The following is a 24351-nucleotide window of genomic DNA, read 5'->3' on the forward strand; positions in this document are numbered from 1 at the left end:
GGTGCAGCTGCCGAAGTACGCCCTGGCCGCGTACGACGCCGAAGAGCCCGAACACGACCAGATCTGGGCCCTGTGCGCGGACGCGGAGGATCTCTTCGCCGATCCACCGCCCCCCGAACGTGTGCGCTTCGAACTGCTCGGCTGTGCGCCGGAAGGACGACTGGCCGCCGCTCTGGCCCACGCACGGGCCGAAGGCTCCGCACCGCTCGGACTCCTGGCCCTCGAGATCCTCGACAAGGCGGGCAACCGCATCGACGAATGGTGCCTGGAGGACGTACGCATCGTCGGCGACCGCCCCTGCGCGCGAGAGCTGTCGCTGCGCGACATCTCCGTGGAGGCGCGCGAGGCCGACAGCCGGCGCGACCACCCGGGACGGCCCCCGCTGTCCCCGGGCTACCTGTTGCTCGGCGGGCCGGACGAACCGTACGGCCGCTGCCGGGACCTGGGCCACGTTGGTGAGCCGTACCCGGAGCCGCGGCCCGAGCCTCCGCTGCGGCTGCTCGGCTGCTCACCGCGCGGCGCCCTGCGGACGGCACTGGACGCGGGCGACGAGGAACTCGGCCACGCCCAGATCCTGCGTCTCGACGCCTTCGGGCGGGCGCTCCAGTACGCGGTGGAGGGCGAGATCACCGCCTGGATCCCCTCGGCCCACGGCCGCGGACTGGTCGACCTCACCCTCGAACCCTGGTCGCAGCGGCCTCCGTACGCGGCACGCGCGGTCTGGGACCTGTGGTGGGACGGCCTTCCCGCCGAGCCGAATCTGTGGGCGCGGTGCGACACGGCGAGCCGCGACTTCTGGCTCGGCACCGCCCTGACCAACCGCGACGGCCGCAAACCGGACGCGGCGCCGGGCACCACCTACCACCTCGACGGCCGCCACATCACCGACGAGCCGGGCTTCTACTGCGCGCTCGGCGAGGCGGTGAACGGCCCGGGCGGGTACTTCGGCCGGAACCTCGACGCACTCGCCGACTGCCTGCGCGGCCGCTTCGGCGCCCGCCGGCCCTTCACCGTCGTATGGCACGACGCGCATATCGCTCGTGCCTGCCTAGGTGTGACCCCGCAGACGCACGGCCGCCCACCGACGTTCGAAGAGCTTCTGGAAATTCTGGCCGAGGAGGGGATCGAGGTGGTGCTGGCCTGACGGGGGCCCCGGCCCTCACCGCGTATGTGTGCACCGGATCCACCGGCCCCATCACTGGACCGACCGGGCCGACCGTCACTGCGACGACCGGCGCCCCACCGCGTAAGCGACCATCCCTGCCGCAAGTACGCCAACCCCCGCAGCCACCGACGTGAACGGCAGGGAGAAGGCCAGCACAAGGCAGCCCAGCAGGCCGACTACGGGGAGTGTTCGCCGGGAACTCAGCGTGGAGGCCGAGACGTTGGCAATGGCGTAGTAGACGAGCACGCCGAACGAGGAGAAGCCGATGGCTCCGCGCACGTCGATGGTCGCAGCCAGCACCGCGACCACCGTTCCCACGGCGAGCTCCGCCCGGTGCGGCACCTGGAATCGGGGATGCACGGCGGCCAGGGCGCCCGGCAGATGCCGGTCCCGTGCCATGGCGAACGTCGTCCGCGACACCCCGAGGATCAGCGCCAGCAGCGACCCGAGCGCCGCCACCGCGGCCCCCACCTGCACGATGGGCGCCATACCCGGCACTCCTGCGGCCCGCACCGCGTCGGCCAGCGGGGCGGACGCATCGGCCAGGCCGCCGGACCCCAGCACCGAGAGAGCCGCCACGGCCACGGCGGCGTATACGCAGAGCGCGATACCGAGAGCCAGCGGGATCGCGCGCGGAATAGTGCGCGCCGGATCGCGCACCTCCTCGCCCAGCGTCGCGATACGCGCGTACCCGGCGAAAGCGAAGAACAGCAGCCCGGCCGCCTGAAGCACCCCGGCAGCCGTGGCGTCGGCCCCGACGTCCAGACGGGCGTAGTCCGCGTCCCCCGCGCCCAGACAGAGCACGGCGACCGCGGCGAGCACCGCAAGCACCACGGCGACGATCGCCCGTGTCAGCCAGGCGGACTTCTGCACGCCGCCATAGTTCACGGCGGTCAGCGCGACCACGGCGGCGACAGCGACCGCATGTGCCTGCTCGGGCCAGACGTACGCTCCGACGGTCAGCGCCATCGCCGCGCACGAGGCGGTCTTGCCGACGACGAACGCCCAGCCGGCCAGATACCCCCAGAACTCGCCGAGCCGCTCCCGCCCGTACACATACGTCCCACCGGACGCCGGATACAGCGCGGCCAGCCGTGCCGACGACATCGCATTGCAGTACGCGACCACGGCGGCGAGCCCGAGCCCGAGCATCAGCCCCGACCCGGCCGCGTCCGCCGCCGGACCGAGAGCCGCGAAGATTCCGGCCCCGACCATCGACCCCAGCCCGATGACGACGGCGTCGAAGACGCCCAGCGTTCTCCGCAACTCCTGCGTCATGCGCTGCGCCCCCGTGTCATATGTCGCGCTCGTGTGTCATGTGCCGCACCCTACTGATCACCGCAACCGGGCGCCGCCCCGCCGACGTCATCCCCGACAAGAGCGCACGAACACCGTGCAGGAAAGGCAGGTTCAGGCATGAGCATCATCAGCTGGATCGTTCTCGGATTGCTGGCCGGTGCCATCGCCAAACTCCTGCTGCCCGGACGCGATCCGGGCGGCTTCATCGGCACGACCCTCATCGGCATCGCGGGCGCCTTCGTCGGCGGCTGGATCTCCGCCCGGTACCTCGACCGCCCGGTCGTCAACGACTTCTACGACGGAGCCACCTGGGCCGCCGCGATCGGAGGCTCCCTCGTCCTGCTGATCGCCTACCGTCTCCTGTTCGGGCACTCCCGCCGCTGACCGAGACCGCAGCCGGGGCAGCAGCGAGGGCGGTACCCGATCTGTCGGGTACCGCCCTCCGCTGTGCGATCAACCGGTCTCAGCCTGTCGAAGCCGCACTACGACCACCACCACAGGTGATCGAACGAACTACCGATAGTTCACGAACTGCAGCGCGAAATCGAAGTCCTGGCCCTTCAGCAGTGCGATCACGGCCTGCAGGTCGTCGCGGCTCTTCGAGCTGACGCGCAGCTCGTCGCCCTGCACCTGTGCCTTCACACCCTTCGGGCCCTCATCGCGAATGATCTTCGCGACCTTCTTCGCGTTCTCCTGGGAGATGCCCTCCTGGATCGACGCGAAGATCTTGTACTCCTTGCCGGACAGCTGCGGCTCGCCCGCATCCAGCGCCTTGAGCGAGATCCCGCGCTTGATCAGCTTGGACTGGAACACGTCGAGGACAGCCTTCACCCGGTCCTCGGAGTTCGCCTCCATCAGGATCTTCTCGCCGGACCAGGCGATCGACGCGCCGACGTTCTTGAAGTCGTATCGCTGCGAGATCTCCTTGGCGGCCTGGTTGAGGGCGTTGTCGACCTCCTGCCGCTCGACCTTCGAGACGATGTCGAAACTGGAGTCGGCCATGTCCTGTGGCTCCTTGTATCGGGGTGTGTAGAGGCGGCCGCCGGTCCCGTGGCCGCATCAGCAAAGCCTATCCACCGGGCCACGGGCAGGCGCTGATCAATAGGGTGGCGAAGCACCCCCGCGCATCAGGTATCGTTTACGTCGTTGCCACGGAGCACCGCGAAAGTGGAGGCTCAACGGCAGCAACCCCCGGCGGTGTGCCCGAGCGGCCAAAGGGAGCAGACTGTAAATCTGCCGGCTCAGCCTTCCCAGGTTCGAATCCTGGCGCCGCCACGCTGAGGAATGCCCCCTCCGAACTGCGGAAACGCAGAGCGGAGGGGGCATCTTTTTATTCGAACGGCGCCGTTCGATGGGGGGACCGAAATACGAGGCTTGTCTCACCTGGCCCCGGGGGGATCCCAAGCCTGATCAGGGCGCGTCCCCCAGGCGTCCCCCGGGGCTGGGCGCAGTTGGGGACGGCGGGGGTGCAGGGTGAGCAAGAGGGCGCTGAAGGGCATCATCTGGACCGCATTGGGCGTGGCCGGCGTTGTCGCTGCGGTCCTGATCGTCGGGCTGCTCTCGCTTGCGATCCTGGCAATCAGCGCTGATCACTAACTTCCCCCAGGGGGAGGCCCGGCCCCGTCCCATTCGCGTAGCCAGCCTCGATCTGGCGGTTAGCGCGATCCTGCCCCTGGGCCAGAACTCTCGCGTAGACGCGGAGCAGCACGCCGTGGCTCGTGCGGAACAGCCGGCCGTCGAGGCTGTTCCGTGGCGATCGATGTGGCCGCGGAGCATCGCGACGAAGTGCGGCGGGATGGGCACCACACGGGAGCCTCGCTCCGCTCGTGCCTTCAGGTGACGGTCCTGGTGGGCCCGGCCGTCGTCGGTCCAGTCACGGTCGGCGTGGACGATGCCGCCGCGCAGGGTGAGCTTGCCCCAGCCGCTCTCCGGCAGGTGGCACTGAGAGAACGTCAGGCCGACGGCTTCCGCGGGCCGCATGGCCGCGTAGTACAGGCACCCGAAGAAGGCTTCAAGGTGCGCGCCGCGCTCGCGGTGGTCTTCACCAGGGCGGGCGTGATGGTTGCCAGGGCGTCGGCGTTGTTGCGACGGGACTTGGCGGGGAGGCGGTCCCATCTGCGGTCGAAGTGGCCTGCCTGCTCGGTCAGCTGTTCTTGCGGGCCACCGGGGCGAGCAGACGGCGCACGTAGTCGCGCATGCGGCAGCGGAGCTCGACGCGGCGGAAACGGTAGCAGATGGTCAACGAGCCCGGTGTAGCCGTGATCTGAACGTGCCGTTGGGGACACCGAGGGCCTGGGCCACCCCCTCGTAGCCGAGACCGCCCCACGCCACCAGCAGCAGCACGTCGCGGTGCCGCGCGGGCAGTGCGGCCAGTGCCGCCGCCAGCTCGCGGCGTACGGCCTGTGCCCCTACCCGGGCCGCAGCCCGGTCGGCCAGCGGCTCCTCGTGGTCGGCGGGAGCCGGGATGCGGGCCAGGGCCTTGAACCGGCGGGCCTCGGCCCGCCGGTGCCGGCCGACCAGGTTGGTCGCTATGCCGAACAGCCAGGGCCGGGCGTCGTCGCCCGTGGCCCGCGCGGGGTCGTACCGGTGCCGCTGCGGGAAAGCAGTGGTGAAGGTCTCCGCCATGAGGTCGTCGGCCGGCTCGCCGCCGAGCCTACGGGCCAGATAACGGTGTACCGCATCCGCGTGCCGGTCGAAGAGCACGGCGAATGCCTCGGGCTCATCCCGGGACCGCGCAATTACCGAGGCATCGCTCTCCGCCCCCGTGCGGACGCCTGGCTGGACGGTCATCGGGGCTCCTCTCGTCGTGGGGAACGCTTCGAAGGCTTGGGCTTTCATCTCTCCTTCGCCCGTCGCCCCCGGCGAGTTCCCTCGGGCCCCTGGCCCCTGGCCGCTGGTCCCTAGGGCTGGGCAGCCGCGGCTTGGAAGTGACGGCGCTCCGGCTTCCGGGCCCCGGCCTCCTCCGAGACGCAGATCCCAGTGTGCTGCGTGCGTGGTCGTGGGACGGTCCTTCTTGGTGGGTGCGTTTCTCTTGAAGTGACCCCTCATCCCACCTGCGAAGATGCGCCGAATCGGCAAGTCTCATGGCAGGCGCGAGAATCGTCCCGGGCGCCGTGGGCGCCTCCGACCTGGGAGCCTGGGTTCGACAGGTACATGGCGGTCACTCAGGAAGAAACACACCCTGCCCGGCCTGGCCCGCACCGTCTTATACAGCCGACCCGCGGGACGCGGCGGTGACGCAGGAACTCGCATCTCACCTTGCAGGTACGGCCGATGATGATGCGGTGTGGGCACGGCGGACGGGACGGCCGAAGAGAGCGAGACGACCGCGGCCGTCGTGAACCCGTGACCGACTTCCCCTTCTGAGGTTGCCGGTCACGGGCCGGCCCGGAGTGGGCGGGTTGGTCAGTTGGCTGCGGATACACGTGCGTTGCTTGTGATGCGCCCGCCGATTTCCAGCCGCCCGTTCGCGACTCGACGCGGCACTGCTCCCCAAGCGGAGGGGTCCGGTCGGATTCTTCTCGGCACAGCACGTCGATCGGCGCGGCAACGCATCGAACACGCACGGGGAAAATTCGCGAAATCACCGTGGGAATGGGCACAACTGGACTGTCCAATCCCGCTGTTCTTCCGCCTGCGGCCTTCTGGCTACGGTGTGGCCGAGGCCGTCAGGTGCGGCCACGGGGGACTGCGCCACCCGGGGGATACGGGCGCAGGATGAGGAGGGGCACCATGAGGCGTGCCCGCGTGCTTTCCGCGGTGGGAGGAGCCATTCTGCTTGCGCTCGCCGCTACACCTGCCCAGGCATCACCGGACATTCCGTCCGGCACAGACCAGTGCGATTCGTCTGTGGATCATTTGGGCGACTGGTACAGCCTGACCGACGAGAAATCTCACCATGGGCGAAACATCGAGCTCCACACCGGGAGTATCCGGGACGCCTATGCCGTCTCCCGCATCGATGACGTCGAACGCGGGGACAAGCTGTGGATCGACCGCAGTTTCGGAAAGTTCGAAATGAAGGCCGGGGAGGGAGGAACGCACCCGAGCGACGCGGACGTCGAAAGGACCGGGGGATGGAAGCAGTGCGGCCCGTTCACCGCGACCTGGCTCGATGACCTCGCCGGGTGGGCTGTGACGGACGGCGTCTATTTGCAGGCCAGCGACACGCACAGCTACGCGGTGCGCGCCTGCATGCGGCCCGCTGACTCAGACGACTCCGAGTGCACGGACTGGTTCGTCGATCATCTGTGATCGTGGGTGCCGGGGCTCTAGGTAGCGTCTGGCGCATCCAGGGGACAGGAGGCACCGCCAGGGCGATCCACGTGACCTTGCGGTGTCTCCTGTGGATGCTGAGTGTGCTCGGGCAGCTCGGCGCGATTCCCCCAGGTGTCCCCCGAAGGGGGCCGGAGATCGCATACGCCTCGAAGAACTGCCCGATCCCCAGTCCCGCGTGGAGGTCGGGCAGACCGGGCCAGGCATCCGACACCACCGCCATCCGCACGCCGCGCCGGCTCAGCTCTTCCAGGGTTCCCAGGACCTCTGGGTATGTCTCCAGGACCGTGGACGGGGGGACTTCGCGGCGCAAGTCGGCGAGGAGTTGCGAGGTCGGGTCCACGCCGAGGTCGCGAAGCAGCACCCGGTGGTAGTCGTCGTAGTCAGGCGTCGACGACGAGGCGGCGAAGAAACGTTCGCCCGCGGCGATGGCCGACGCGAACTGTTCCGGCGTGATTGTGGGGTCGTAGGCGAGGACGGTCTGCTCGAAGTCCGCTCGTGGGTTCCACCGGCCGCCGATCGGCTGCATCAGCACGCCGCCTGAGTCGAAGAGAACAGCACGGAGATCTTCAGGAGAGGATGGTCGTGTCGTCACCCGCTCAGTCTGGTGAGCGGACGCACCGCTGGTCGACTCCCTGCACCGTGTTCCGCAGGCGATCACAACGCTGCATGGCATAGCAAGAGGACTCAGGCCCGTCTTCTGACGGCAGTCTGACGGCAACGTCAGCGGACGCCACGGTCCATTGGGGAGAGCGGCATACATGTCATCCATTGGGAAGAGGCCCGCCTCGAAACCGACCGTACTTTCACGTGGCCCCACAGCGAACAGCTACCGGTCGCTCCCCAACCACTTGAGTGACGTACAACGTGGCCCTGCGGGAGAACTGACCCTCTCCCGAGGCGACTGGAACAGCACCGGAGCGGCGCGCCGACCGAGCTGCCACGCACCCGGCCGACGCGCCGCTGCCGCGGATGCGCTCAGGCACCCGGACGACATCAGACTGCCCACAGCCGGGCTTCGGCCATCACCTCGAGCATGACTGCCTCCTTCGCGTCGCCGTATCGGGCACGGCTGTCGGGATGCAGATCGGCCGCCCGCCGCTTGGACGCCTCGTATCGCCGGGCCGTCTCTGGGCGGGCCCTGAGGTAGTCGCGGAAGATCCGGTTCTCACGCGGGTGCGGCGGCGCCACGCCACTGCGGGCGTTGGCTTCCACACCGTGGGGCATAGGCGGGGCGGACGGACCTCAGGGCCGACGAAGCCCAGCTCGGGCGGGAAGGCCCGCGCGGTCTGTAAATCTGCCGGCTCAGCCTTCCCAGGTTCGAATCCTGGCGCCGCCACGCTGAGGGAGACCCCCTCCGACTGCGACACGCAGGTCGGAGAGGGTCTGTTCATCTCTGTGCCAGGCCGGTGGCCGTCGCTCAGGGCCGCCGAACATCCATCCTGCTCACCAGCCCGTCCGCCCCGAAGGAATAGAGGTGTTCGACCGGGGCGTCGGCCCAGTGGTCGCCCGTCTCGTCCCGCATGCCGACACGCACCGTTGCGACGACTCGCCGAGGTCCGTCCGAGGAAGCCTGGGTGCCCGGCTGCTCCTCCTCGTCGAGCCGCAGCCCCTCCAGCCGTACGAGAGGAGTGCCGGCGGCGAACTGGCGTGCCCAGTACGCGCGTACCTGCTCGTGGCCGTGGAGGCGGACGCCGTCGAGAACGTTGGGCCAGTCGACGTCCGGGGCGAGCGCGACTGCCATGACGGCCTCGCGCTCATCGGTACTGAACACCTCGTACATCCTGCGGAGCAGGGCGGCCTGCTGCGCAGGTACTTCCTGTTGTTGCTTCAGGGGATCGTCTTGCTGCTTCAGGGGATCGTCGGTGCTCATGGCAGGCGCTCCTCACTCGGAAAGAGGCGTGACGGACGCACGGCGTCCGGGCGGCCGGACAGCCAGGCAAGCCCCGGCGCGCCCGAGCAGCCCTCCGACTTACGTCCACAGCGAACGCGTTACGCCAAAGGCGAACCCGCCCAGCCACGAAGGGGCCGGGAGCGGGGCCTCAGTTCCCCGCCACCGACTTGACCGCCACTGACACTGGCGTCGAACCGCTGATCAGCTCCAGCGTCAGCCCCGCTGTCGCCGGCGTGTCGACCAGCTCCGTCAGCACCCCGGCGACGTCGTCACGCGGGACCGGCCCGCGTCCGGTGTGCGCCTCCAGGCGTACGAGACCGGTTCCGGCGTCGTTCGTCAGCATGCCGGGCCGGAGGATCGTCCAGTCCAGGTTCTTCCGCTGCCGGATGTCGGCGTCGGCCTCGCCCTTGGCACGCAGATACACATCGAAGACCTCGTCGCCCTGGTGGGCCGGATCCGCCCCCATCGACGACACCACCAGATACCTCCGTACGCCGGCCCGTTCCGCCGCGTCCGCAAACAGGACGGCCGCCGCGCGGTCCACCGTGTCCTTGCGCGCGGCGCCGCTTCCCGGCCCCGCGCCGGCCGCGAAGACGACCGCGTCCGCGCCCTGCAGATGCCCCGCAACCTCCTCCACGGAAGCGGACTCGAGGTCGCACAGAATCGGTTCGGCCCCCGCGGCCTCGAGGTCGGGGGCCTGCTCGGCGCCCCGGATGAGTCCCGCGACCTCGTCCCCGCGCGCGGCGAGCAACCGCTCCAGCCGCAGCGCGATCTGACCGTGCCCTCCAGCAATGACAATGCGCATGCTTCCGACCGTACGCCCGGCCGGGCGAGTTCGCTGCACGGCCGGTTCAATGCTGACTCGCCTGACCAGCCCGGCCAGTTGAGAGCCAGTTGTGCCGGCCGCGCCGCACGGCCGGCTCGCAGTCCCGCCCGAGCACAACCTCGCCCACGCAGTGAGCACGCATTGCCCGGAGGCGGTCACCGCGTCGCAGCTCTCACGGCGAATCGGGGCCCTTCGACCGTCCCTGTCGAGGCAGGTCCAGCGCCACCGCCGCCGCCGAGTCGCAGTACTCGCGTACCGCGCTGGTACGCGCCACCACGCGCCCCCGGTGCACCACGATGCGGCTGTACGCGAGGGAGAGCGCACCCGCGAGCTGGGCCCCCCGCACGGCCAGCAACTCGGCTGGAAAGCCCGCTTCCACACGCACCTCGGGCAGTCCCAGCACGGCCCGGGCCCGGGCGCTCACCGCGTCGTAAGCCTCCTCGGGGCGCAAGCCCTCCCGCGAGGCCAGCAGATACGCCGCCTCCAGCGGATCGCCGCGCCCCACCGGATTGGACACGTCCCGAAGCGCGCCGCTGCCGGCCGCGACGCGCACGCCGGCCGCTCGCAGCAGCCGTACGGGAGCCGTGCCGCCGCCCTCCACGCCACCACCCCCGCACCCGCTCTGCGGAAGGCACACCACGGCCACTCCGGCCGCGGCGAGCTGGTCCGCGTTGCGCGACGCCGCCTCGGCGGGCAGCCGCCCGAGCCCCGCGCACGGCCCGATCGTCACTCCTGGCCGCAAGCCGCCCGCAATGGCCGCGAGCCGCGACAGGCGCGCCGGATCACCCGCGTCCGTATGCAGATCGACAGGGCAGCCGTGCTCCGCGGCGACCTCCAGCACCGCCTCCACATACCCCGTCGGATCGGGGTCGAGGTCGGGACAGCCGCCGATCACGGAGGCGCCCATTTTGACCGCGTCCCGCAGCATCGCCAGCCCATCCGCCCCGGCGACGCCCGTCAGGAGCCGAGGCACCGCCACCGCCGTCAGATCGACCAGTCCGCGCAGCGACCGTCGTGCCTGGAGCACCGCCTCCATCGGTCTGAGCCCCGGCACATCGCCGATCCGCACATGGGAGCGCAGCGCCGTCGCACCATGCCCGAGCTGAAGCAGCGCGGCCTCGGTGGTCCGCCGCTGCACGTCCTGGACGTCGTACGAGACCGGGCCGGGGGTCTCGGCCGAGAGGGCCGTGTCGCTGTGGGCGTGCGGCTCCGCGGGCGCGGGCAGCAGGAGATAGCCGGTCAGGTCCACGCGCGCGGCATGCGCGGTCAGGCTGCCGGCCGTGCCGACCGCCTCGATGCGTCCCGCGGAGAGTCGCACGTCCACCGTCCGGCCATCGGTAAGACGTGCGCCGCAGAGGAGCAGCGCCGTGCCGTCACCGATCGCCGGGTCACACTTGCCGCTTCCCGACCGGCCGGACGAGCCCGAGGAGCCCGACGAACCCGACGAACTCGAGGAGTCCGAGGAGCCCGAGGAACCCGACGACTCCTGGAAGCCACCTGACCGACCGGACAAGCCTGCGGGTCCCGAGGACCCCGACGGGCCGGCGTGGCCCGGGGAACCGGGGGAGTCGGGCTGCTGCGGCTGGCTGTCGGGCATCGCGCTCCTGGGGCTCGGGGACGGCTGCAGGCGTCATGTCGAACGCGGGCGACGCGCGCAAGATCACGCAGCGTGAGTCGAGCCTAGGGTGACGGCTCGTCGGCTTCGAGGAGGAGCGGAATAGTCGTACCGGCGTGGTGCGACCTGGCCGAGGGCCGCTGTGGCGGGACGGCGGACACGAGGACGGGGGAGCCGTTGCGTAACTGCAGGGGCTGGAGAAACACCTGGCGACAGCCGGAGTCCGCTGGTGCGGGGCTGATGGGAGCCCGCGACTGAGGTCGTCACCGCTGTGAGGCAGGCCCGGGGAAACGGATTTGGGCGATCGGTGGGCGAGCGTGTAATGTCTTCATCGCTCGCCCCAATAGCTCAGTCGGCAGAGCGTCTCCATGGTAAGGAGAAGGTCTACGGTTCGATTCCGTATTGGGGCTCTGATGTGTAAGGCTTTTCGTCTCGGCGGAAAGCCCGCCACATCGCAGCGGTGTAGCTCAGTCGGTAGAGCAAGCGGCTCATAATCGCTGTGTCACCGGTTCAAGTCCGGTCACCGCTACTCTCAGTAGCCGATTGCGGGGTCGGTCCTTCGATCGGCTACTATTTCTGCGTTAAATGACCCATCCGTTCGTCAAGGAGCACTCACGTGGCTGCCACCGACGTCCGCCCGAAGATCACGCTGGCCTGCGTGGAGTGCAAGGAGCGGAACTACATCACCAAGAAGAACCGGCGCAACAACCCGGACCGTCTTGAGATGAAGAAGCACTGCCCGCGTTGCAACGCGCACACCGCGCACCGCGAGACGCGATAAATCAGGCTCGTACGTGAGGCCGTCCCCATCTCCGGGGACGGCCTCACGTCGTTCTGGGGGATGGCCTCGCGCCGTTCCGCGGGACGGCCTCGACGTCGCGGAGAGTGGCCCTCGCGACGCTGCGGGGGTGGCCTCGCGTCCTGACCGGCTCATCCGTGGAACCCTGGCCGGGCAGCCAGCGGGTGCGAGCCGTGCCAGCCAGTGAAAGCCGTGGAAACCAGGAGGTGCCGAGCCCATGGCGCTCGACCAGTCCTTCGTGGGGCGGTCCTACCCGCCCACCGACCCCTATGAGGTCGGCAGGGAGAAGATCCGCGAGTTCGCGGAGGCGGTGGGGGACGCCAACCCCGCGTACACCGACCCGGACGCCGCCAAGGCGCTCGGCCACGCCGATGTGATCGCGCCACCGACCTTTGTGTTCGCGATCACCTTCAAGGCGGCGGGCCAGGTCGTCGCGGACCCGCAGCTGGGGTTGGACTACAGCCGCGTCGTGCACGGCGACCAGAAGTTCGCGTACACGCGTCCGGTGCGTGCGGGCGACCGGCTCACGGTCACCTCGACCATCGAGGCCATCAAGTCCCTGGCGGGCAACGACATCCTGGACATCCGCGGTGAGGTCCACGACGAGGCCGGCGAGCATGTCGTGACGGCCTGGACCAAGCTCGTGGCGCGTGCGGCGGAGGAGGCATGACGGTGAGCACGGCGGCGAAGATCGCATACGACGACGTCGAGGTCGGCGCGGAACTGCCGGCCCAGACCTTCAACGTGACCCGCGCGACGCTCGTGCAGTACGCGGGCGCCTCCGGTGACTTCAACCCGATCCACTGGAACGAGAAGTTCGCCAAGGAGGTCGGACTGCCGGACGTCATCGCGCACGGCATGTTCACCATGGCTGAGGCGATCCGTGTCGTCACCGACTGGGTGGGCGACCCAGGCGCCGTCGTCGAGTACGGCGTGCGGTTCACCAAGCCGGTCGTCGTCCCGAACGACGACAAGGGCGCGCTGATCGAGGTCAGCGGCAAGGTCGCGGCCAAGCTCGACGACAACCGCGTACGGGTCGACCTGACGGCCACATCCGGAGGCCAGAAGGTGCTGGGCATGTCCCGGGCGGTCGTACAGCTGGCTTAGACCGACCGCCGGTCGGTCTTGGGGCAGCAGCCGAATCACCCCAGGTAAGGGGCGCCCTCCATGGCGGGGCGCCCCTTACCTGTTTCGTCCGACGACGTGCACCCTTGACGTAGATAGTGATTGACCACTAACTTACTCGTATGGTCAGGATGAGCGCCGAGGAGCGGCGCGAGAGCGTCATCCGCGCGGCGATGAGCGAATTCGCCAAGGGCGGCTATCGCGGCACGTCCACCGAAGCGATCGCCAAGCGCGTGGGTGTCTCGCAGCCGTATCTCTTCAGGCTCTTCCCCGGAAAGAAGGCGATCTTCCTTGCCGCGGCGGAGCGGTGTCTGGAGGACACCTGCCGCCTTTTCGAGGAGGCGTCCAAGGGTCTGCACGGCGAAGAGGCCCTGCATGCGATGGCGAACGCGTACACCAAGGTCATCGCGGAGGAGCCGGAGCGGCTCCTGATGCAGATGCAGATGTACGTCGCGGTGGCGGCCGCCGATGAGGCCGGTGACCACGAGCTGGGCGAGGCGGTGCGGGCCGGCTGGATGCGGCTGTTCGACACCGTCCATCTGCCGCTCGGCGCCGACGTGGACGAGACCACGACCTTCCTGGCGTACGGAATGCTCGTCAACTGCCTGGTGGCCATGGGTTTCCAGCCGGAACACCGGGTCTGGGAGGGGCTCTATCCATCGGCGCGGGTCAAGGGCCGCCTCGAGCGCTGAACCCCGAAAGACCTCGCACGCTGAACGACGGAGGCGGAAGTGGGCGCCTCTTTGTGCTCGCGAAAGTTAGTCATCAATAACTAACAATCACCGTGGGGGAGCGATGTCACAGCAAGCAGCACGGGGCGGGGGAGCCGTCTGGGCCCTCGTCATCACCAGCGCCGCCGGTTTCATGGCGGCTCTCGACAACCTCGTCGTCACGACCGCCCTGCCGTCCATCCGCGAGGATCTCGGGGGAGGGCTCGACGACCTCGAATGGACCGTGAGCGCCTACACGCTCACCTTCGCCGTGCTGCTGATGTTCGGCGCGGCCCTGGGCGACCGGTTCGGGCGCCGCCGGCTGTTCCTCGCCGGTCTCGCCGTGTTCACCGGCGCCTCCGCCGCCGCGGCCATGGCGCCGGGCATCGACTCGCTGATCGCCGCCCGCGCGGTGCAGGGCGTCGGCGCGGCGGTCATGATGCCACTGACGCTGACCCTGCTGACCGCCGCCGTACCGGCCGCCAAGCGCGGCATGGCCTACGGGATCTGGGGCGCCGTCAACGGGCTCGCCGTCGCCTCCGGGCCCCTCATCGGCGGCAGCCTCACCGAACACATGTCGTGGCAGTGGATCTTCTGGCTGAACGTCCCGCTCGGTCTCGCCCTGCTGCCGCTGGCCCGGCTGCGCCTCACGGAGTCGTACGGCACGGGCGCCCCGCTCGACATCCGCGGCACCGTGCTTGCCAGCGGCGGTCTGTTCGGGATCGTGTACGGCCTCGTCCGCGGCCCTGTCGACGGCTGGACCAGCGGATTCGTCCTCACGGGCCTCGTCCTGGGCGGGGTGCTGCTCGCCGGCTTCGTGCTCCACGGCATACGCGCTGAGAACCCGATGCTGCCGATGCGGCTCTTCCGCAGCCGGGCCTTCACCGGCATCAACGGGGCGAGCCTGCTGATGTTCCTCGGGATGTTCGGCTCGATCTTCCTGCTCAGCCAGTACATGCAGGGCGTCCTCGGCTACTCGCCCACCGAGGCGGGGCTCCGGATGCTGCCGTGGACCGGCATGCCGATGCTCGTCTCGCCGGTCGCGGGCTATCTGTCGGACCGGATCGGCGGGCGCGTGGTCGTCGCCGCGGGTCTCTTCCTGCAGGGCGTCGGCCTTGCCTGGTTCGCCTCCGTGGTGGCGGCCGACACCTCGTACGCCGCTCAGCTTCCCGCCCTGGTCATCAGCGGTGTCGGAATGTCGCTGTTCTTCGCCCCGGCCTCGAGCCTGGTCATGTCCAGCGTCAGCCCGCACGAGCAGGGGATCGCGTCGGGCGCCAACAACGCGCTCCGAGAGGTCGGCGGCGCGCTCGGCATCGCGGTGATGGCCTCGATCTTCTCCGCCCAGGGCGGGTACGAGACCGCCCAGCGCTTCGTCGACGGCATCGAGCCCGCCCTGTGGGCCGGCGCCTCGACGGTGGCCCTGGCAGGCGTCATGGCCCTGCTGATCCCGACCCGTCGCCGCGCGGCGACCGAGAAGGAGGACGAGGTGGCAGCGGTCTCACCCGCCCCCGTCCTGGAAGCGTCCTCGGCCTCGCACTGAGCCGACGAGTCCGGAAATCCAACTCGAGAAACCGAACCGAACTCGAAAGGGACCCGCCATGCCCACCCTCCCCTGGTCAGTGCCCAACACCCCGCCCCGGCACGCCGAGGCCCATGTCATGGCCTCCCGGTTCGAGACCCGCACTCTCTGGGGAGCGCTCCGGTTCTTCTTCAGGACACCGGCCGTCTGGCACCAGGTGAGCAGGGCGCCCGGCGCGTACGGGGCCTCGCTGAAGGCGTCGCCGCTGCGGCGCACCTTCTGGACCCTGTCCGCCTGGGAGTCGCCCGAGGCGCTCCGGCGCTTCGCCCGCTCCGGACCGCACGGTCCGGTCGCCCGGGGGCTGCGTCCGCTGATGCGCGACGCGAAGTTCGTCACATGGTCGGCGACGACCGACGAACTGCCGCTCGACTGGGCCGACGCGCTGGAGCGCTTGGAGTGACAAGCCCTGCATACGGCTCCGGGAACTGCCCTGCGTAGAACTTTGAGAACGGCCCCTGTGCGGCCACGCGAACGGCCCCGCCCTGACCCGCGGGGCCGTTCTCGTACTCTGGTGCGCGTGCAGGAACTCCACGACGCCCCGCTGGCCCCGCTGACCACCTTCCGTCTCGGCGGCCCCGCGAGCCGCCTGATCACGGCGACCACCGACGACGAGGTGGTCGCCTCCGTCCGCGAGGCCGATGAGGCAGGCACCCCGCTGCTGCTCATCGGTGGCGGATCGAACCTGGTCATCAGCGACGAGGGCTTCGCCGGCACGGCCCTGCGCATCGCCACGCGCGGCTTCGCGCTCGACGGTACGGAGCTGGAACTCGCCGCGGGCGAGGTCTGGACCGACGCGGTCGCGCGCACGGTCGAGGCGGGTCTCGCCGGAATCGAGTGCCTGGCCGGAATTCCGGGTTCGGCGGGCGCGACGCCCATCCAGAACGTCGGCGCGTACGGTCAGGAAGTCTCCTCGACGATCACCGAAGTGATCGCGTACGACCGCAGGACGCACGAGACGGTCACCATTCCGAACGCCGAGTGCGACTTCTCGTACCGCCACAGCCGTTTCAAGGCCGATCCCGAACGGTTCGTGGTGCTGCGCGTCCGGTTCCGGCTGGAGGACGCCGACGGGCTCTCCGCCCCGCTCAAGTACGCCGAGACGGCCCGCGCCCTGGGCGTCGAGCCGGGCGACCGCGTGCCGCTCGCCGACGCCCGTGACACCGTGCTCAAGCTGCGCACCGGCAAGGGCATGGTGCTCGACCCGGAAGACCACGACACCTGGTCGGCCGGGTCCTTCTTCACCAACCCGATCCTCACCGAGCAGCAGCTCGCGGCGTTCCACGCGCGCGTGGCCGAGCGGCTCGGCCCCGACGTCACCGCGCCCGCCTATCCCGCGGGCGACGGCCTCACCAAGACCTCCGCCGCCTGGCTCATCGACAAGGCAGGCTTCCACAAGGGCTATGGCAACGGCCCCGCCAGGATCTCGACCAAGCACACGCTGGCGCTCACCAACCGGGGCTCCGCCACGACCGAGGACCTGCTCGCCCTCGCCCGCGAGGTCGTCGCCGGAGTGCGGGACGCCTTCGGCATCACGCTGGTCAACGAGCCGGTGACGGTGGGCGTCAGCCTCTGACGAGGCCGACCGCCGCCAGGCCCGAACAGCGTCAGCGGAACGCCGTCAGCCAACCAGCCACGCGTCGATCCCCGCCAGCAGCTTCTCCCGTACGTCGACGGGGGCGGCGGAGGCGCGTACCGACTGCCGCGCCAGTTCGGCCAGTTCCGCGTCGGTGAATCCGTGGTGCGTACGCGCGATCTCGTACTGGGCGGCCAGCCGGGACCCGAAGAGCAGCGGGTCGTCGGCGCCCAGCGCCATCGGCACACCGGCCTCGAACAGCGTCCGCAGCGGCACGTCCTCCGGCTTCTCGTACACGCCGAGCGCGACGTTCGACGCCGGGCACACCTCACACGTCACGCCGCGGTCCGCGAGCCGCTTCAGCAGGCGCGGGTCCTCCACGGCCCGCACGCCGTGCCCGATGCGGTGCGCGTGCAGGTCGTCCAGGCAGTCCCGTACGGAAGCCGGGCCCGTCAGCTCCCCGCCGTGCGGGGCGGACAGCAGCCCGCCCTCGCGCGCGATGGCGAAGGCGCGGTCGAAGTCGCGCGCCATGCCTCGCCGCTCGTCGTTGGACAGCCCGAAGCCGACGATGCCGCGGTCGGCGTAGCGCACGGCGAGCCGGGCCAGCGTCCGGGCGTCCAGCGGGTGCTTCATGCGGTTCGCAGCGACCAGGACGCGCATGCCGAGCCCCGTTTCACGCGAGGCGCTGTCCACGGCGTCCAGGATGATCTCCAGGGCCGGGATGAGGCCGCCGAGCCGCGGCGCGTAGGACGTCGGATCGACCTGGATCTCCAGCCACCCCGAGCCGTCCTTCAGGTCCTCCTGAGCGGCCTCGCGCACCAGCCGCTGGATGTCCTCGGGCTCCCGCAGACAGGCCCGCGCCGCGTCGTACAGCCGCTGGAAGCGGAACCAGCCGCGCTCGTCGGTCGCCCGCAGCTTGGGCGGTTCCCCGCTGGTCAGCGCGGACGGCAGATGGACGCCGTACTTGTCGGCCAGTTCGAGCAGGGTTGTGGGCCGCATCGACCCGGTGAAGTGCAGGTGCAGATGTGCCTTCGGCAGCTGACTCACATCACGTACTAGGCGCTCCATCCGGAGATCTTGCCGCATACAGGTGTCGCCCCGGTAGCCGCATTCCCCGTTCGTGGCCTTGCCCGAACGAAGAAACGGGCCGCCTCCCCGGAGGGAGACGGCCCGCACGCGCGCGTGAAGCGCCGAAGCCGCAAAGATCAGTCGCGGGCCTCGGCGAGCAGCTTCTGGATCCGCGAGACGCCCTCGACCAGGTCCTCGTCGCCGAGCGCGTAGGACAGCCGCAGATAGCCCGGCGTACCGAAGGCCTCGCCCGGCACCACCGCGACCTCGGCCTCCTCCAGGATCAGCGCGGCCAGCTCGACCGAGTCCTTCGGGCGCTTGCCGCGGATCTCCTTGCCGATCAGGGCCTTCACCGACGGGTACGCGTAGAAGGCGCCCTCCGGCTCGGGGCAGACGACGCCGTCGATCTCGTTGAGCATCCGCACGATCGTCTTGCGGCGGCGGTCGAAGGCCTCACGCATCTGCGCGACGGCCGTCAGATCGCCGGAGACGGCGGCGATGGCCGCGGCCTGCGAGACGTTCGCGACGTTCGACGTGGCGTGCGACTGCAGGTTGGTGGCGGCCTTCACGACGTCCTTCGGGCCGATGACCCAGCCGACACGCCAGCCTGTCATCGCGTACGTCTTCGCCACACCGTTGACCACGATGCACTTGTCGCGCAGCTCGGGCAGCAGCGCCGGCAGCGACACGGAGACCGCGTCGCCGTAGACCAGGTGCTCGTAGATCTCGTCGGTCAGCACCCACAGGCCGTGCTCGACGGCCCAGCGGCCGATGGCCTCGGTCTCGGCCTCGGAGTAGACCGCGCCGGTCGGGTTCGACGGCGACACGAACAGCACGACCTTCGTACGCTCCGTGCGCGCGGCCTCCAGCTGCTCCACGGAGACCCGGTAGCCGGTCGTCTCGTCGGCGACGACCTCGACCGGCACACCGCCTGCCAGCCGGATCGACTCCGGGTAGGTGGTCCAGTACGGCGCGGGGACGATGACCTCGTCGCCCGGGTCCAGGATCGCGGCGAAGGCCTCGTAGATGGCCTGCTTGCCGCCGTTGGTGACGAGGATCTGCGACGCGTCGACCTCGTAGCCGGAGTCGCGGAGGGTCTTCGCGGCGATCGCGGCCTTCAGCTCGGGCAGGCCGCCGGCCGGCGTGTACCGGTGGTACTTGGGGTTCTTGCAGGCCTCGACGGCCGCCTCGACGATGTAGTCCGGGGTCGGGAAGTCGGGCTCGCCCGCGCCGAAACCGATCACCGGACGGCCGGCGGCCTTGAGGGCCTTGGCCTTGGCGTCGACGGCGAGGGTCGCGGACTCGGAGATCGCGCCGATGCGGGCGGAGACCCGGCGGTCGGTGGAAGGAGTTGCAGCGCTCATACACCCCATCGTTCCAGACCGGAAACCGGCGCGGCACACGGGTTTCACACACCGGACACGGCGGGACGGACCAGGACCCTCGCCACGGGACTGACCAGGGCACTGAGCGGGACCTGCCGCTTTCTGTTCGACGAGGGGCTCCGGAACACGTACACTCACTCCTCGTTGGCCTTCACCGGCCGTACTCGTCCCACGCACTCCGTGCATGTGGATGGATGCGGTACGTTGGGGGAACCAAAGGGTCGTAGCTCAATTGGTAGAGCACTGGTCTCCAAAACCAGCGGTTGGGGGTTCAAGTCCCTCCGGCCCTGCTACACACACCTTCGCCAGGATGTGTGCGCATGTACGTACTGCAATGCACCGCCGTGCGGCTCAACCGGGCGCGGCACGGCCACGACCCGGAATCAGGTGAGGACGAGTGACGGACGCCGTGGGCTCCATCGACATGCCTGATGCCCAGGACGAGGCACCGGAGTCCAGGAAGAAGACCCGCAAGGGCGGCAAGCGCGGCAAGAAGGGCCCGCTGAAGCGGCTCGCGCTCTTCTACCGCCAGATCGTCGCCGAGCTGCGCAAGGTCGTCTGGCCGACTCGCAGCCAGCTGACGACATACACCACAGTGGTGATTATCTTCGTCGTCATCATGATCGCCCTGGTGACCGTGATTGACTATGGGTTCAACCAGGCCGTCAAGTACGTCTTCGGCTGAGCCGAGAGCGGAGGGCGCCCTACCCGGCGCCCATTTCGCGTGTTCCACCCCCATGTATCCAGGAAGAAGCAGCCACAGTGTCTGACCCGAACCTGAACGAGGCGATCGAGCCGGTCGAGTCCGCTGAGGACGAGCTCGACATCGTCGAGGCGGCGGACGCCGTGGACCCGGACCAGGCCGAGGCTGCCGACGCCGCCGCCGGTGAGCCCGCCGAAGAGGCCGCCATCCACGTCGTGGGCGAGGACGAGACCGCTTCCGAGGACGAGGCCCCCGCAGCGGACGCCGAGGCCGAGGCCGAGGCCGAGGAGGAGAGCGAGCCGGTCGACCCGGTCGCCGCGCTCCGCGAGGAGCTGCGCACCCTCCCCGGCGAGTGGTACGTGATCCACACCTACGCGGGCTACGAGAACCGCGTGAAGACCAACCTCGAGCAGCGAGCCGTCTCGCTGAACGTCGAGGACTACATCTTCCAGGCCGAGGTGCCGCAGGAAGAGGTCGTCCAGATCAAGAACGGCGACCGCAAGACCATCCGTCAGAACAAGCTCCCCGGCTATGTGCTGGTGCGCATGGACCTGACGAACGAGTCCTGGGGCGTCGTCCGCAACACCCCCGGCGTCACCGGCTTCGTGGCAACGCCTACGACCCCTACCCGCTGACCCTGGACGAGATCGTCAAGATGCTCGCCCCGGAGGCCGAGGAGAAGGCCGCGCGCGAGGCCGCCGAGGCCGAGGGCAAGCCCGCTCCGCAGCGCAAGGTCGAGGTCCAGGTGCTGGACTTCGAGGTCGGCGACTCGGTCACCGTCACCGACGGCCCGTTCGCGACGCTGCAGGCGACCATCAACGAGATCAACGCCGACTCGAAGAAGGTCAAGGGCCTCGTCGAGATCTTCGGCCGCGAGACCCCGGTCGAGCTGAGCTTCGACCAGATCCAGAAGAACTAACAGCTTCTGGACCAACCGCCTCCGACCAGGTCAGGCGAGCTGCCAAAGCTCGTCTGACCTGCTCGGTTTCAGGCCGCGCAGCCATAGCCGTTATCGTTGTGCGGTATGCCTCCATCCGGATGATCCGGACTGGATGGCTGAACACTCTCACTAAGACCCGGAGAGAGAGCACATGCCTCCCAAGAAGAAGAAGGTCACGGGGCTCATCAAGCTCCAGATCCAGGCCGGCGCAGCCAACCCGGCCCCGCCGGTCGGCCCCGCGCTGGGCCAGCACGGCGTCAACATCATGGAGTTCTGCAAGGCCTACAACGCCGCGACCGAGTCGCAGCGCGGTTGGGTCATCCCGGTGGAGATCACGGTCTACGAGGACCGTTCCTTCACCTTCATCACCAAGACTCCGCCGGCGTCGAGGATGATCCTCAAGGCCGCGGGCGTGGACAAGGGCTCCGGCGAGCCGCACAAGACCAAGGTCGCGAAGCTGACGCGTGACCAGGTCCGCGAGATCGCCACCACCAAGATGCCCGACCTCAACGCCAACGACCTGGACGCCGCCGAGAAGATCATCGCCGGCACCGCCCGTTCCATGGGCATCACGGTCGAGGGCTGAACCCAACCGTAGTCACCGTGGGAGGGCCTGCTCGGCCCCTACCACGACTCCTCAGAACACACAGGAGCAGCAGTGAGCAAGCGCAGCAAGACTCTCCGCGCTGCGGACGCAAAGATCGACCGGGAGAAGCTCTACGCCCCGCTCGAGGCCGTCCGTCTCGCCAAGGAGACCTCCGCCACCAAGTTCGACGGCACCGTCGAGGTGGCCTTCCGCCTGGGTGTTGACCCGCGCAAGGCCGACCAGATGGTCCGTGGCACCGTGAACCTTCCGCACGGCACCGGTAAGACCGCCCGGGTCCTGGTCTTCGCGACCGGCGACCGTGCCGAGGCCGCGCGTGCCGCGGGCGCCGACATCGTCGGCTCCGACGAGCTGATCGACGAGGTTTCGAAGGGCCGTCTGGACTTCGACGCCGTCGTCGCCACCCCGGACCTCATGGGCAAGGTCGGCCGCCTCGGCCGCGTGCTCGGTCCCCGTGGTCTGATGCCGAACCCGAAGACCGGCACCGTGACCCCGGACGTCGCCAAGGCTGTCAACGACATCAAGGGCGGCAAGATCGAGTTCCGCGTCGACAAGCACTCGAACCTGCACTTCATCATCGGCAAGACCTCCTTCGACGAGGCCAAGCTGGTGGAGAACTACGGCGCCGCGCTGGAGGAGATCCTCCGTCTGAAGCCGTCCGCCGCCAAGGGCCGGTACATCAAGAAGGCCGCCATCAGCACCACGATGGGCCCCGGCATTCCGCTCGACCCGAACCGCACCCGCAACCTCCTCGTCGAGGAGGACCCGGCCGCCGTCTGAGCCTGAAGCTCTCATGGCAGCCGCGTCGCGCACGGGCTGAAGTGGACGGGCCCCGCACCTCTAGAGGTGCGGGGCCCGTACCCGTTTCTCCCGCACCTGTCTCGTACTTCCTCGTTCCGGACTGGGTGACAGTGGCCTGCGCTAGCGTGCGGGACCACAGGAGGCTCATGGGGGTGGGACGTATGAAGAGCACGGCGGCGCGGTGCTTGGCCCTCTCGATCGCGGTGAGCGCCGTCCTGGCCACGGCCGGCTGCCGGTCCCCGGGAGACTCCGGCGTGGACGACAAGGCGTCCCGCCGCCAGGGCGGCGGCGTGCAGGTCAGCCCCATGGCCGAGCTGCGCACCGTGGCGAGAACCACCGAACGGGCCGATTCCGCCAAGGTCGAGTCCACGACGATCATGGGCACGACGCTGTCCATGACGGCGGACGGCGCGCTCGCCTGGGCCGGCGGCCTCAAGGGCACCCTGACGATCACGTACACCGGCGGACGGCTGGCCGACACGATGCGTCAGCTGGGGAGCACCTCGATGGAGGCCCGGTATCTGCACGACGCCTACTACGCGAGGATGAGCGACAAGTTCGCCGCTCGGGCGAGTGGCAAGCACTGGATCAAGTACGAGTACGAGGCCCTGGCGGATTTCGCCGGCGGCTCCGGGGCGTATCTGGAGGACCAGATGCAGAACACCACCCCGAACCAGTCCGTGAAGCTCCTGCTGGCCTCCGGAGACGTGAGGAAGGTCGGCGAGGAGAGGGTCCGCGGCGTCGCCACCACGCACTACTCGGGCACGGTCGACGTCACCGACCTCGAAGGCAGGAATGCGAACCTCGGCGACGACCACCTGGCCGACGTGAAGAGGCAGCTCGAGCAGGCCGGCATCACCACGGAGAAGGTCGACATCTGGGTCGACGGCCGGAACCTGCTGGTGAAGAAGACCGAGAAGGCCGAGATGGCGATCGGCGCGATGTCCTCCACGGCCTACTACAGCGACTACGGCACACCGGTCTCGGCTCTGAAGCCTCCCGCCGCCGACACGGCCGATTTCCGGGATCTCGTCCACCAGCAGTCGGCGGGCTGAGCGCCCGAAGCGAGCGCCGGTGGATCCTGCGTCGCCGGGACCGAGACCGCCTGAGCCCGACAGATCCCCACCATTGCGGTCGGATTTGCTCGACGGGGAGCCGTTCGCGTACTCTTCCACGGAAGCCAAAGACCGCTGGTCGTTGCCGTGCCCTCGCAAGAGAGTGCGGTGGCCGAAGGATCCGCTGAACAGCGGACGACCCGCGCAGGTGACAGTGGAAGTGCTCCCGGATGGATCCCTCGTGGATGTTTTCCGGTCGAGCTCACGCCCCGTGCGCCTGCGCCGGGGCGTTTCGTTTTCCCAGCCTCCTTCTGAGCGGTCCTCATCACCCGGAAGGAGGCCGACGCTCTATGGCAAGGCCCGACAAGGCTGCCGCGGTAGCCGAGCTGACGGACCAGTTCCGCAGCTCGAACGCCGCCGTGCTGACCGAGTACCGGGGTCTCACCGTGGCGCAGCTCAAGACGCTGCGTCGTTCGCTCGGTGAGAACGCCCAGTACGCCGTGGTGAAGAACACGCTGACCAAGATTGCGGCCAACGAGGCCGGGATCAACACGCTCGACGACCTGTTCAACGGTCCGACGGCGGTTGCCTTCATCACCGGTGACCCGGTGGAGTCGGCGAAGGGTCTTCGTGACTTCGCCAAGGACAACCCGAACCTCGTCATCAAGGGCGGTGTCCTTGACGGCAAGGCGCTGTCCGCCGACGAGATCAAGAAGCTTGCGGACCTCGAGTCCCGCGAGGTTCTGCTCAGCAAGCTGGCCGGTGCCATGAAGGGCAAGCAGTCGCAGGCTGCCGCGCTCTTCCAGGCGCTGCCGTCGAAGCTCGTCCGCACCGTGGACGCTCTTCGCGCCAAGCAGGCCGAGCAGGGCGGTGCCGAGTAATTCGGCTCGCACATTGACCGTCGCCTCCAGGCACGCCTGAGGCAACGGTCGACG

General features: G+C 69.3%; 25 protein-coding genes, 4 tRNA genes and 1 pseudogene. 21 read left to right on the plus strand and 9 right to left on the minus strand.

Translation table 11 applies throughout. The annotated features are described in order from the left end of the window. Position 1: 1 nt before the first annotated feature. Positions 2-1144, plus strand: a complete 1143-nt coding sequence (locus ACSMXV_RS24615) for a barstar family protein (protein WP_473173444.1) — start codon at positions 2-4, stop codon at positions 1142-1144. A gap of 75 nt (positions 1145-1219) precedes the next feature. Here the strand turns inward: ACSMXV_RS24615 and ACSMXV_RS24620 are convergent, their stop codons facing one another. Then, positions 1220-2443, minus strand: a complete 1224-nt coding sequence (locus ACSMXV_RS24620) for an APC family permease (protein WP_473173445.1) — start codon at positions 2441-2443, stop codon at positions 1220-1222. A gap of 138 nt (positions 2444-2581) precedes the next feature. Between ACSMXV_RS24620 and ACSMXV_RS24625 the strand changes: the two genes are divergently transcribed. Then, the gene (locus ACSMXV_RS24625; protein ID WP_181863386.1) at positions 2582-2848 is read left to right on the plus strand and encodes a GlsB/YeaQ/YmgE family stress response membrane protein; all 267 of its coding nucleotides are present in this window, start codon (positions 2582-2584) and stop codon (positions 2846-2848) included. Between the two features lie 129 nt (positions 2849-2977). Here the strand turns inward: ACSMXV_RS24625 and ACSMXV_RS24630 are convergent, their stop codons facing one another. Continuing rightward, on the minus strand, positions 2978-3466 hold the full coding sequence (locus ACSMXV_RS24630) for a YajQ family cyclic di-GMP-binding protein (protein ID WP_181659057.1): 489 nt from the start codon (positions 3464-3466) through the stop codon (positions 2978-2980). A 191-nt stretch (positions 3467-3657) separates the two neighbouring features. On the opposite strand from ACSMXV_RS24630, the gene ACSMXV_RS24635 reads away from it, so the two are divergent. Further along, positions 3658-3739, plus strand: a tRNA-Tyr gene (locus tag ACSMXV_RS24635). 963 nt (positions 3740-4702) lie between these two features. On the opposite strand, the gene ACSMXV_RS24640 is transcribed toward ACSMXV_RS24635, so the two are convergent. After that, complete coding sequence (locus ACSMXV_RS24640; RefSeq protein ID WP_473173446.1) at positions 4703-5254, minus strand: RNA polymerase sigma factor; 552 nt, start codon at positions 5252-5254, stop codon at positions 4703-4705. Positions 5255-6196: 942 nt separating this feature from the next. Between ACSMXV_RS24640 and ACSMXV_RS24645 the strand changes: the two genes are divergently transcribed. Next, entirely contained in the window at positions 6197-6718 is a 522-nt protein-coding gene (locus ACSMXV_RS24645; protein ID WP_473173447.1) for a hypothetical protein, read from the plus strand. A gap of 1017 nt (positions 6719-7735) precedes the next feature. Here the strand turns inward: ACSMXV_RS24645 and ACSMXV_RS24650 are convergent. From ACSMXV_RS24650 to ACSMXV_RS24665, 4 genes are all read right to left on the minus strand, one after another. After that, entirely contained in the window at positions 7736-7954 is a 219-nt protein-coding gene (locus ACSMXV_RS24650; protein ID WP_473173448.1) for a GrpB family protein, read from the minus strand. Positions 7955-8159: 205 nt separating this feature from the next. Beyond that, positions 8160-8612 carry a nuclear transport factor 2 family protein gene (locus ACSMXV_RS24655; protein ID WP_473173449.1) on the minus strand — a complete coding sequence of 151 codons (453 nt, stop codon included), beginning with the start codon at positions 8610-8612 and terminating at the stop codon, positions 8160-8162. 169 nt (positions 8613-8781) lie between these two features. Further along, the gene (locus ACSMXV_RS24660; protein WP_473173450.1) at positions 8782-9438 is read right to left on the minus strand and encodes an SDR family oxidoreductase; all 657 of its coding nucleotides are present in this window, start codon (positions 9436-9438) and stop codon (positions 8782-8784) included. Positions 9439-9631: 193 nt separating this feature from the next. After that, entirely contained in the window at positions 9632-10840 is a 1209-nt protein-coding gene (locus ACSMXV_RS24665; RefSeq protein WP_473179061.1) for an amidohydrolase family protein, read from the minus strand. Between ACSMXV_RS24665 and ACSMXV_RS24670 the strand changes: the two genes are divergently transcribed. From ACSMXV_RS24670 to ACSMXV_RS24715, 10 genes are all read left to right on the plus strand, one after another. Further along, positions 10827-11132, plus strand: a complete 306-nt coding sequence (locus ACSMXV_RS24670) for a hypothetical protein (RefSeq protein WP_473179239.1) — start codon at positions 10827-10829, stop codon at positions 11130-11132. The two genes, ACSMXV_RS24665 and ACSMXV_RS24670, sit on opposite strands and share 14 nt — an antisense overlap. 279 nt (positions 11133-11411) lie before the next feature. Beyond that, positions 11412-11484 (plus strand) — tRNA-Thr (locus tag ACSMXV_RS24675). Positions 11485-11530: 46 nt separating this feature from the next. After that, a tRNA-Met gene (locus ACSMXV_RS24680) sits at positions 11531-11603 on the plus strand. A gap of 87 nt (positions 11604-11690) precedes the next feature. Then, positions 11691-11855 carry a 50S ribosomal protein L33 gene (rpmG, locus tag ACSMXV_RS24685; RefSeq protein WP_003948671.1) on the plus strand — a complete coding sequence of 55 codons (165 nt, stop codon included), beginning with the start codon at positions 11691-11693 and terminating at the stop codon, positions 11853-11855. Between the two features lie 235 nt (positions 11856-12090). Next, positions 12091-12543 (plus strand): MaoC family dehydratase N-terminal domain-containing protein, encoded by a 453-nt coding sequence (locus tag ACSMXV_RS24690; protein ID WP_181863392.1) that lies wholly within the window; start codon positions 12091-12093, stop codon positions 12541-12543. After that, the gene (locus ACSMXV_RS24695; protein WP_181659066.1) at positions 12540-12980 is read left to right on the plus strand and encodes a MaoC family dehydratase; all 441 of its coding nucleotides are present in this window, start codon (positions 12540-12542) and stop codon (positions 12978-12980) included. Before ACSMXV_RS24690 ends, ACSMXV_RS24695 begins: the two co-directional genes overlap by 4 nt. Before the next feature lie 140 nt (positions 12981-13120). Beyond that, positions 13121-13690 carry a TetR/AcrR family transcriptional regulator gene (locus ACSMXV_RS24700; protein WP_473173451.1) on the plus strand — a complete coding sequence of 190 codons (570 nt, stop codon included), beginning with the start codon at positions 13121-13123 and terminating at the stop codon, positions 13688-13690. 103 nt (positions 13691-13793) lie between these two features. Beyond that, positions 13794-15248, plus strand: a complete 1455-nt coding sequence (locus ACSMXV_RS24705) for a DHA2 family efflux MFS transporter permease subunit (RefSeq protein WP_473173452.1) — start codon at positions 13794-13796, stop codon at positions 15246-15248. Positions 15249-15306: 58 nt separating this feature from the next. Further along, entirely contained in the window at positions 15307-15687 is a 381-nt protein-coding gene (locus ACSMXV_RS24710; protein ID WP_473173453.1) for a DUF3291 domain-containing protein, read from the plus strand. A gap of 117 nt (positions 15688-15804) precedes the next feature. Beyond that, on the plus strand, positions 15805-16860 hold the full coding sequence (locus tag ACSMXV_RS24715; RefSeq protein WP_473173454.1) for a UDP-N-acetylmuramate dehydrogenase: 1056 nt from the start codon (positions 15805-15807) through the stop codon (positions 16858-16860). Between the two features lie 45 nt (positions 16861-16905). Here ACSMXV_RS24715 and ACSMXV_RS24720 read toward each other — a convergent pair whose 3' ends face one another. Together ACSMXV_RS24720 and ACSMXV_RS24725 are read right to left on the minus strand one after the other, a co-directional pair. Further along, positions 16906-17928 (minus strand): adenosine deaminase, encoded by a 1023-nt coding sequence (locus ACSMXV_RS24720; RefSeq protein WP_473173455.1) that lies wholly within the window; start codon positions 17926-17928, stop codon positions 16906-16908. 137 nt (positions 17929-18065) lie between these two features. Next, positions 18066-19292, minus strand: a complete 1227-nt coding sequence (locus ACSMXV_RS24725) for a pyridoxal phosphate-dependent aminotransferase (RefSeq protein ID WP_181659071.1) — start codon at positions 19290-19292, stop codon at positions 18066-18068. A gap of 238 nt (positions 19293-19530) precedes the next feature. Here ACSMXV_RS24725 and ACSMXV_RS24730 point away from each other — a divergent pair. The 7 genes and pseudogenes from ACSMXV_RS24730 to rplJ all read left to right on the plus strand — a co-directional run bounded on the left by ACSMXV_RS24730 (position 19531) and on the right by rplJ (position 24297). Beyond that, positions 19531-19603, plus strand: a tRNA-Trp gene (locus tag ACSMXV_RS24730). 107 nt (positions 19604-19710) lie between these two features. Then, positions 19711-19998, plus strand: a complete 288-nt coding sequence (gene secE / locus ACSMXV_RS24735; protein WP_181659072.1) for a preprotein translocase subunit SecE — start codon at positions 19711-19713, stop codon at positions 19996-19998. Between the two features lie 77 nt (positions 19999-20075). Then, a pseudogene (gene nusG, locus ACSMXV_RS24740) lies at positions 20076-20935 on the plus strand (transcription termination/antitermination protein NusG). A gap of 172 nt (positions 20936-21107) precedes the next feature. After that, positions 21108-21542, plus strand: a complete 435-nt coding sequence (gene rplK, locus ACSMXV_RS24745; protein WP_473173456.1) for a 50S ribosomal protein L11 — start codon at positions 21108-21110, stop codon at positions 21540-21542. A 72-nt stretch (positions 21543-21614) separates the two neighbouring features. Further along, positions 21615-22340 carry a 50S ribosomal protein L1 gene (gene rplA, locus ACSMXV_RS24750; RefSeq protein ID WP_181659074.1) on the plus strand — a complete coding sequence of 242 codons (726 nt, stop codon included), beginning with the start codon at positions 21615-21617 and terminating at the stop codon, positions 22338-22340. A 182-nt stretch (positions 22341-22522) separates the two neighbouring features. Beyond that, complete coding sequence (locus ACSMXV_RS24755; protein ID WP_473173457.1) at positions 22523-23416, plus strand: SCO4651 family lipoprotein; 894 nt, start codon at positions 22523-22525, stop codon at positions 23414-23416. A gap of 350 nt (positions 23417-23766) precedes the next feature. Then, entirely contained in the window at positions 23767-24297 is a 531-nt protein-coding gene (rplJ, locus tag ACSMXV_RS24760; protein ID WP_181659076.1) for a 50S ribosomal protein L10, read from the plus strand. Positions 24298-24351: the final 54 nt, after the last annotated feature.

It is taken from the genome of Streptomyces sp. DSM 42067 (assembly GCF_055792885.1).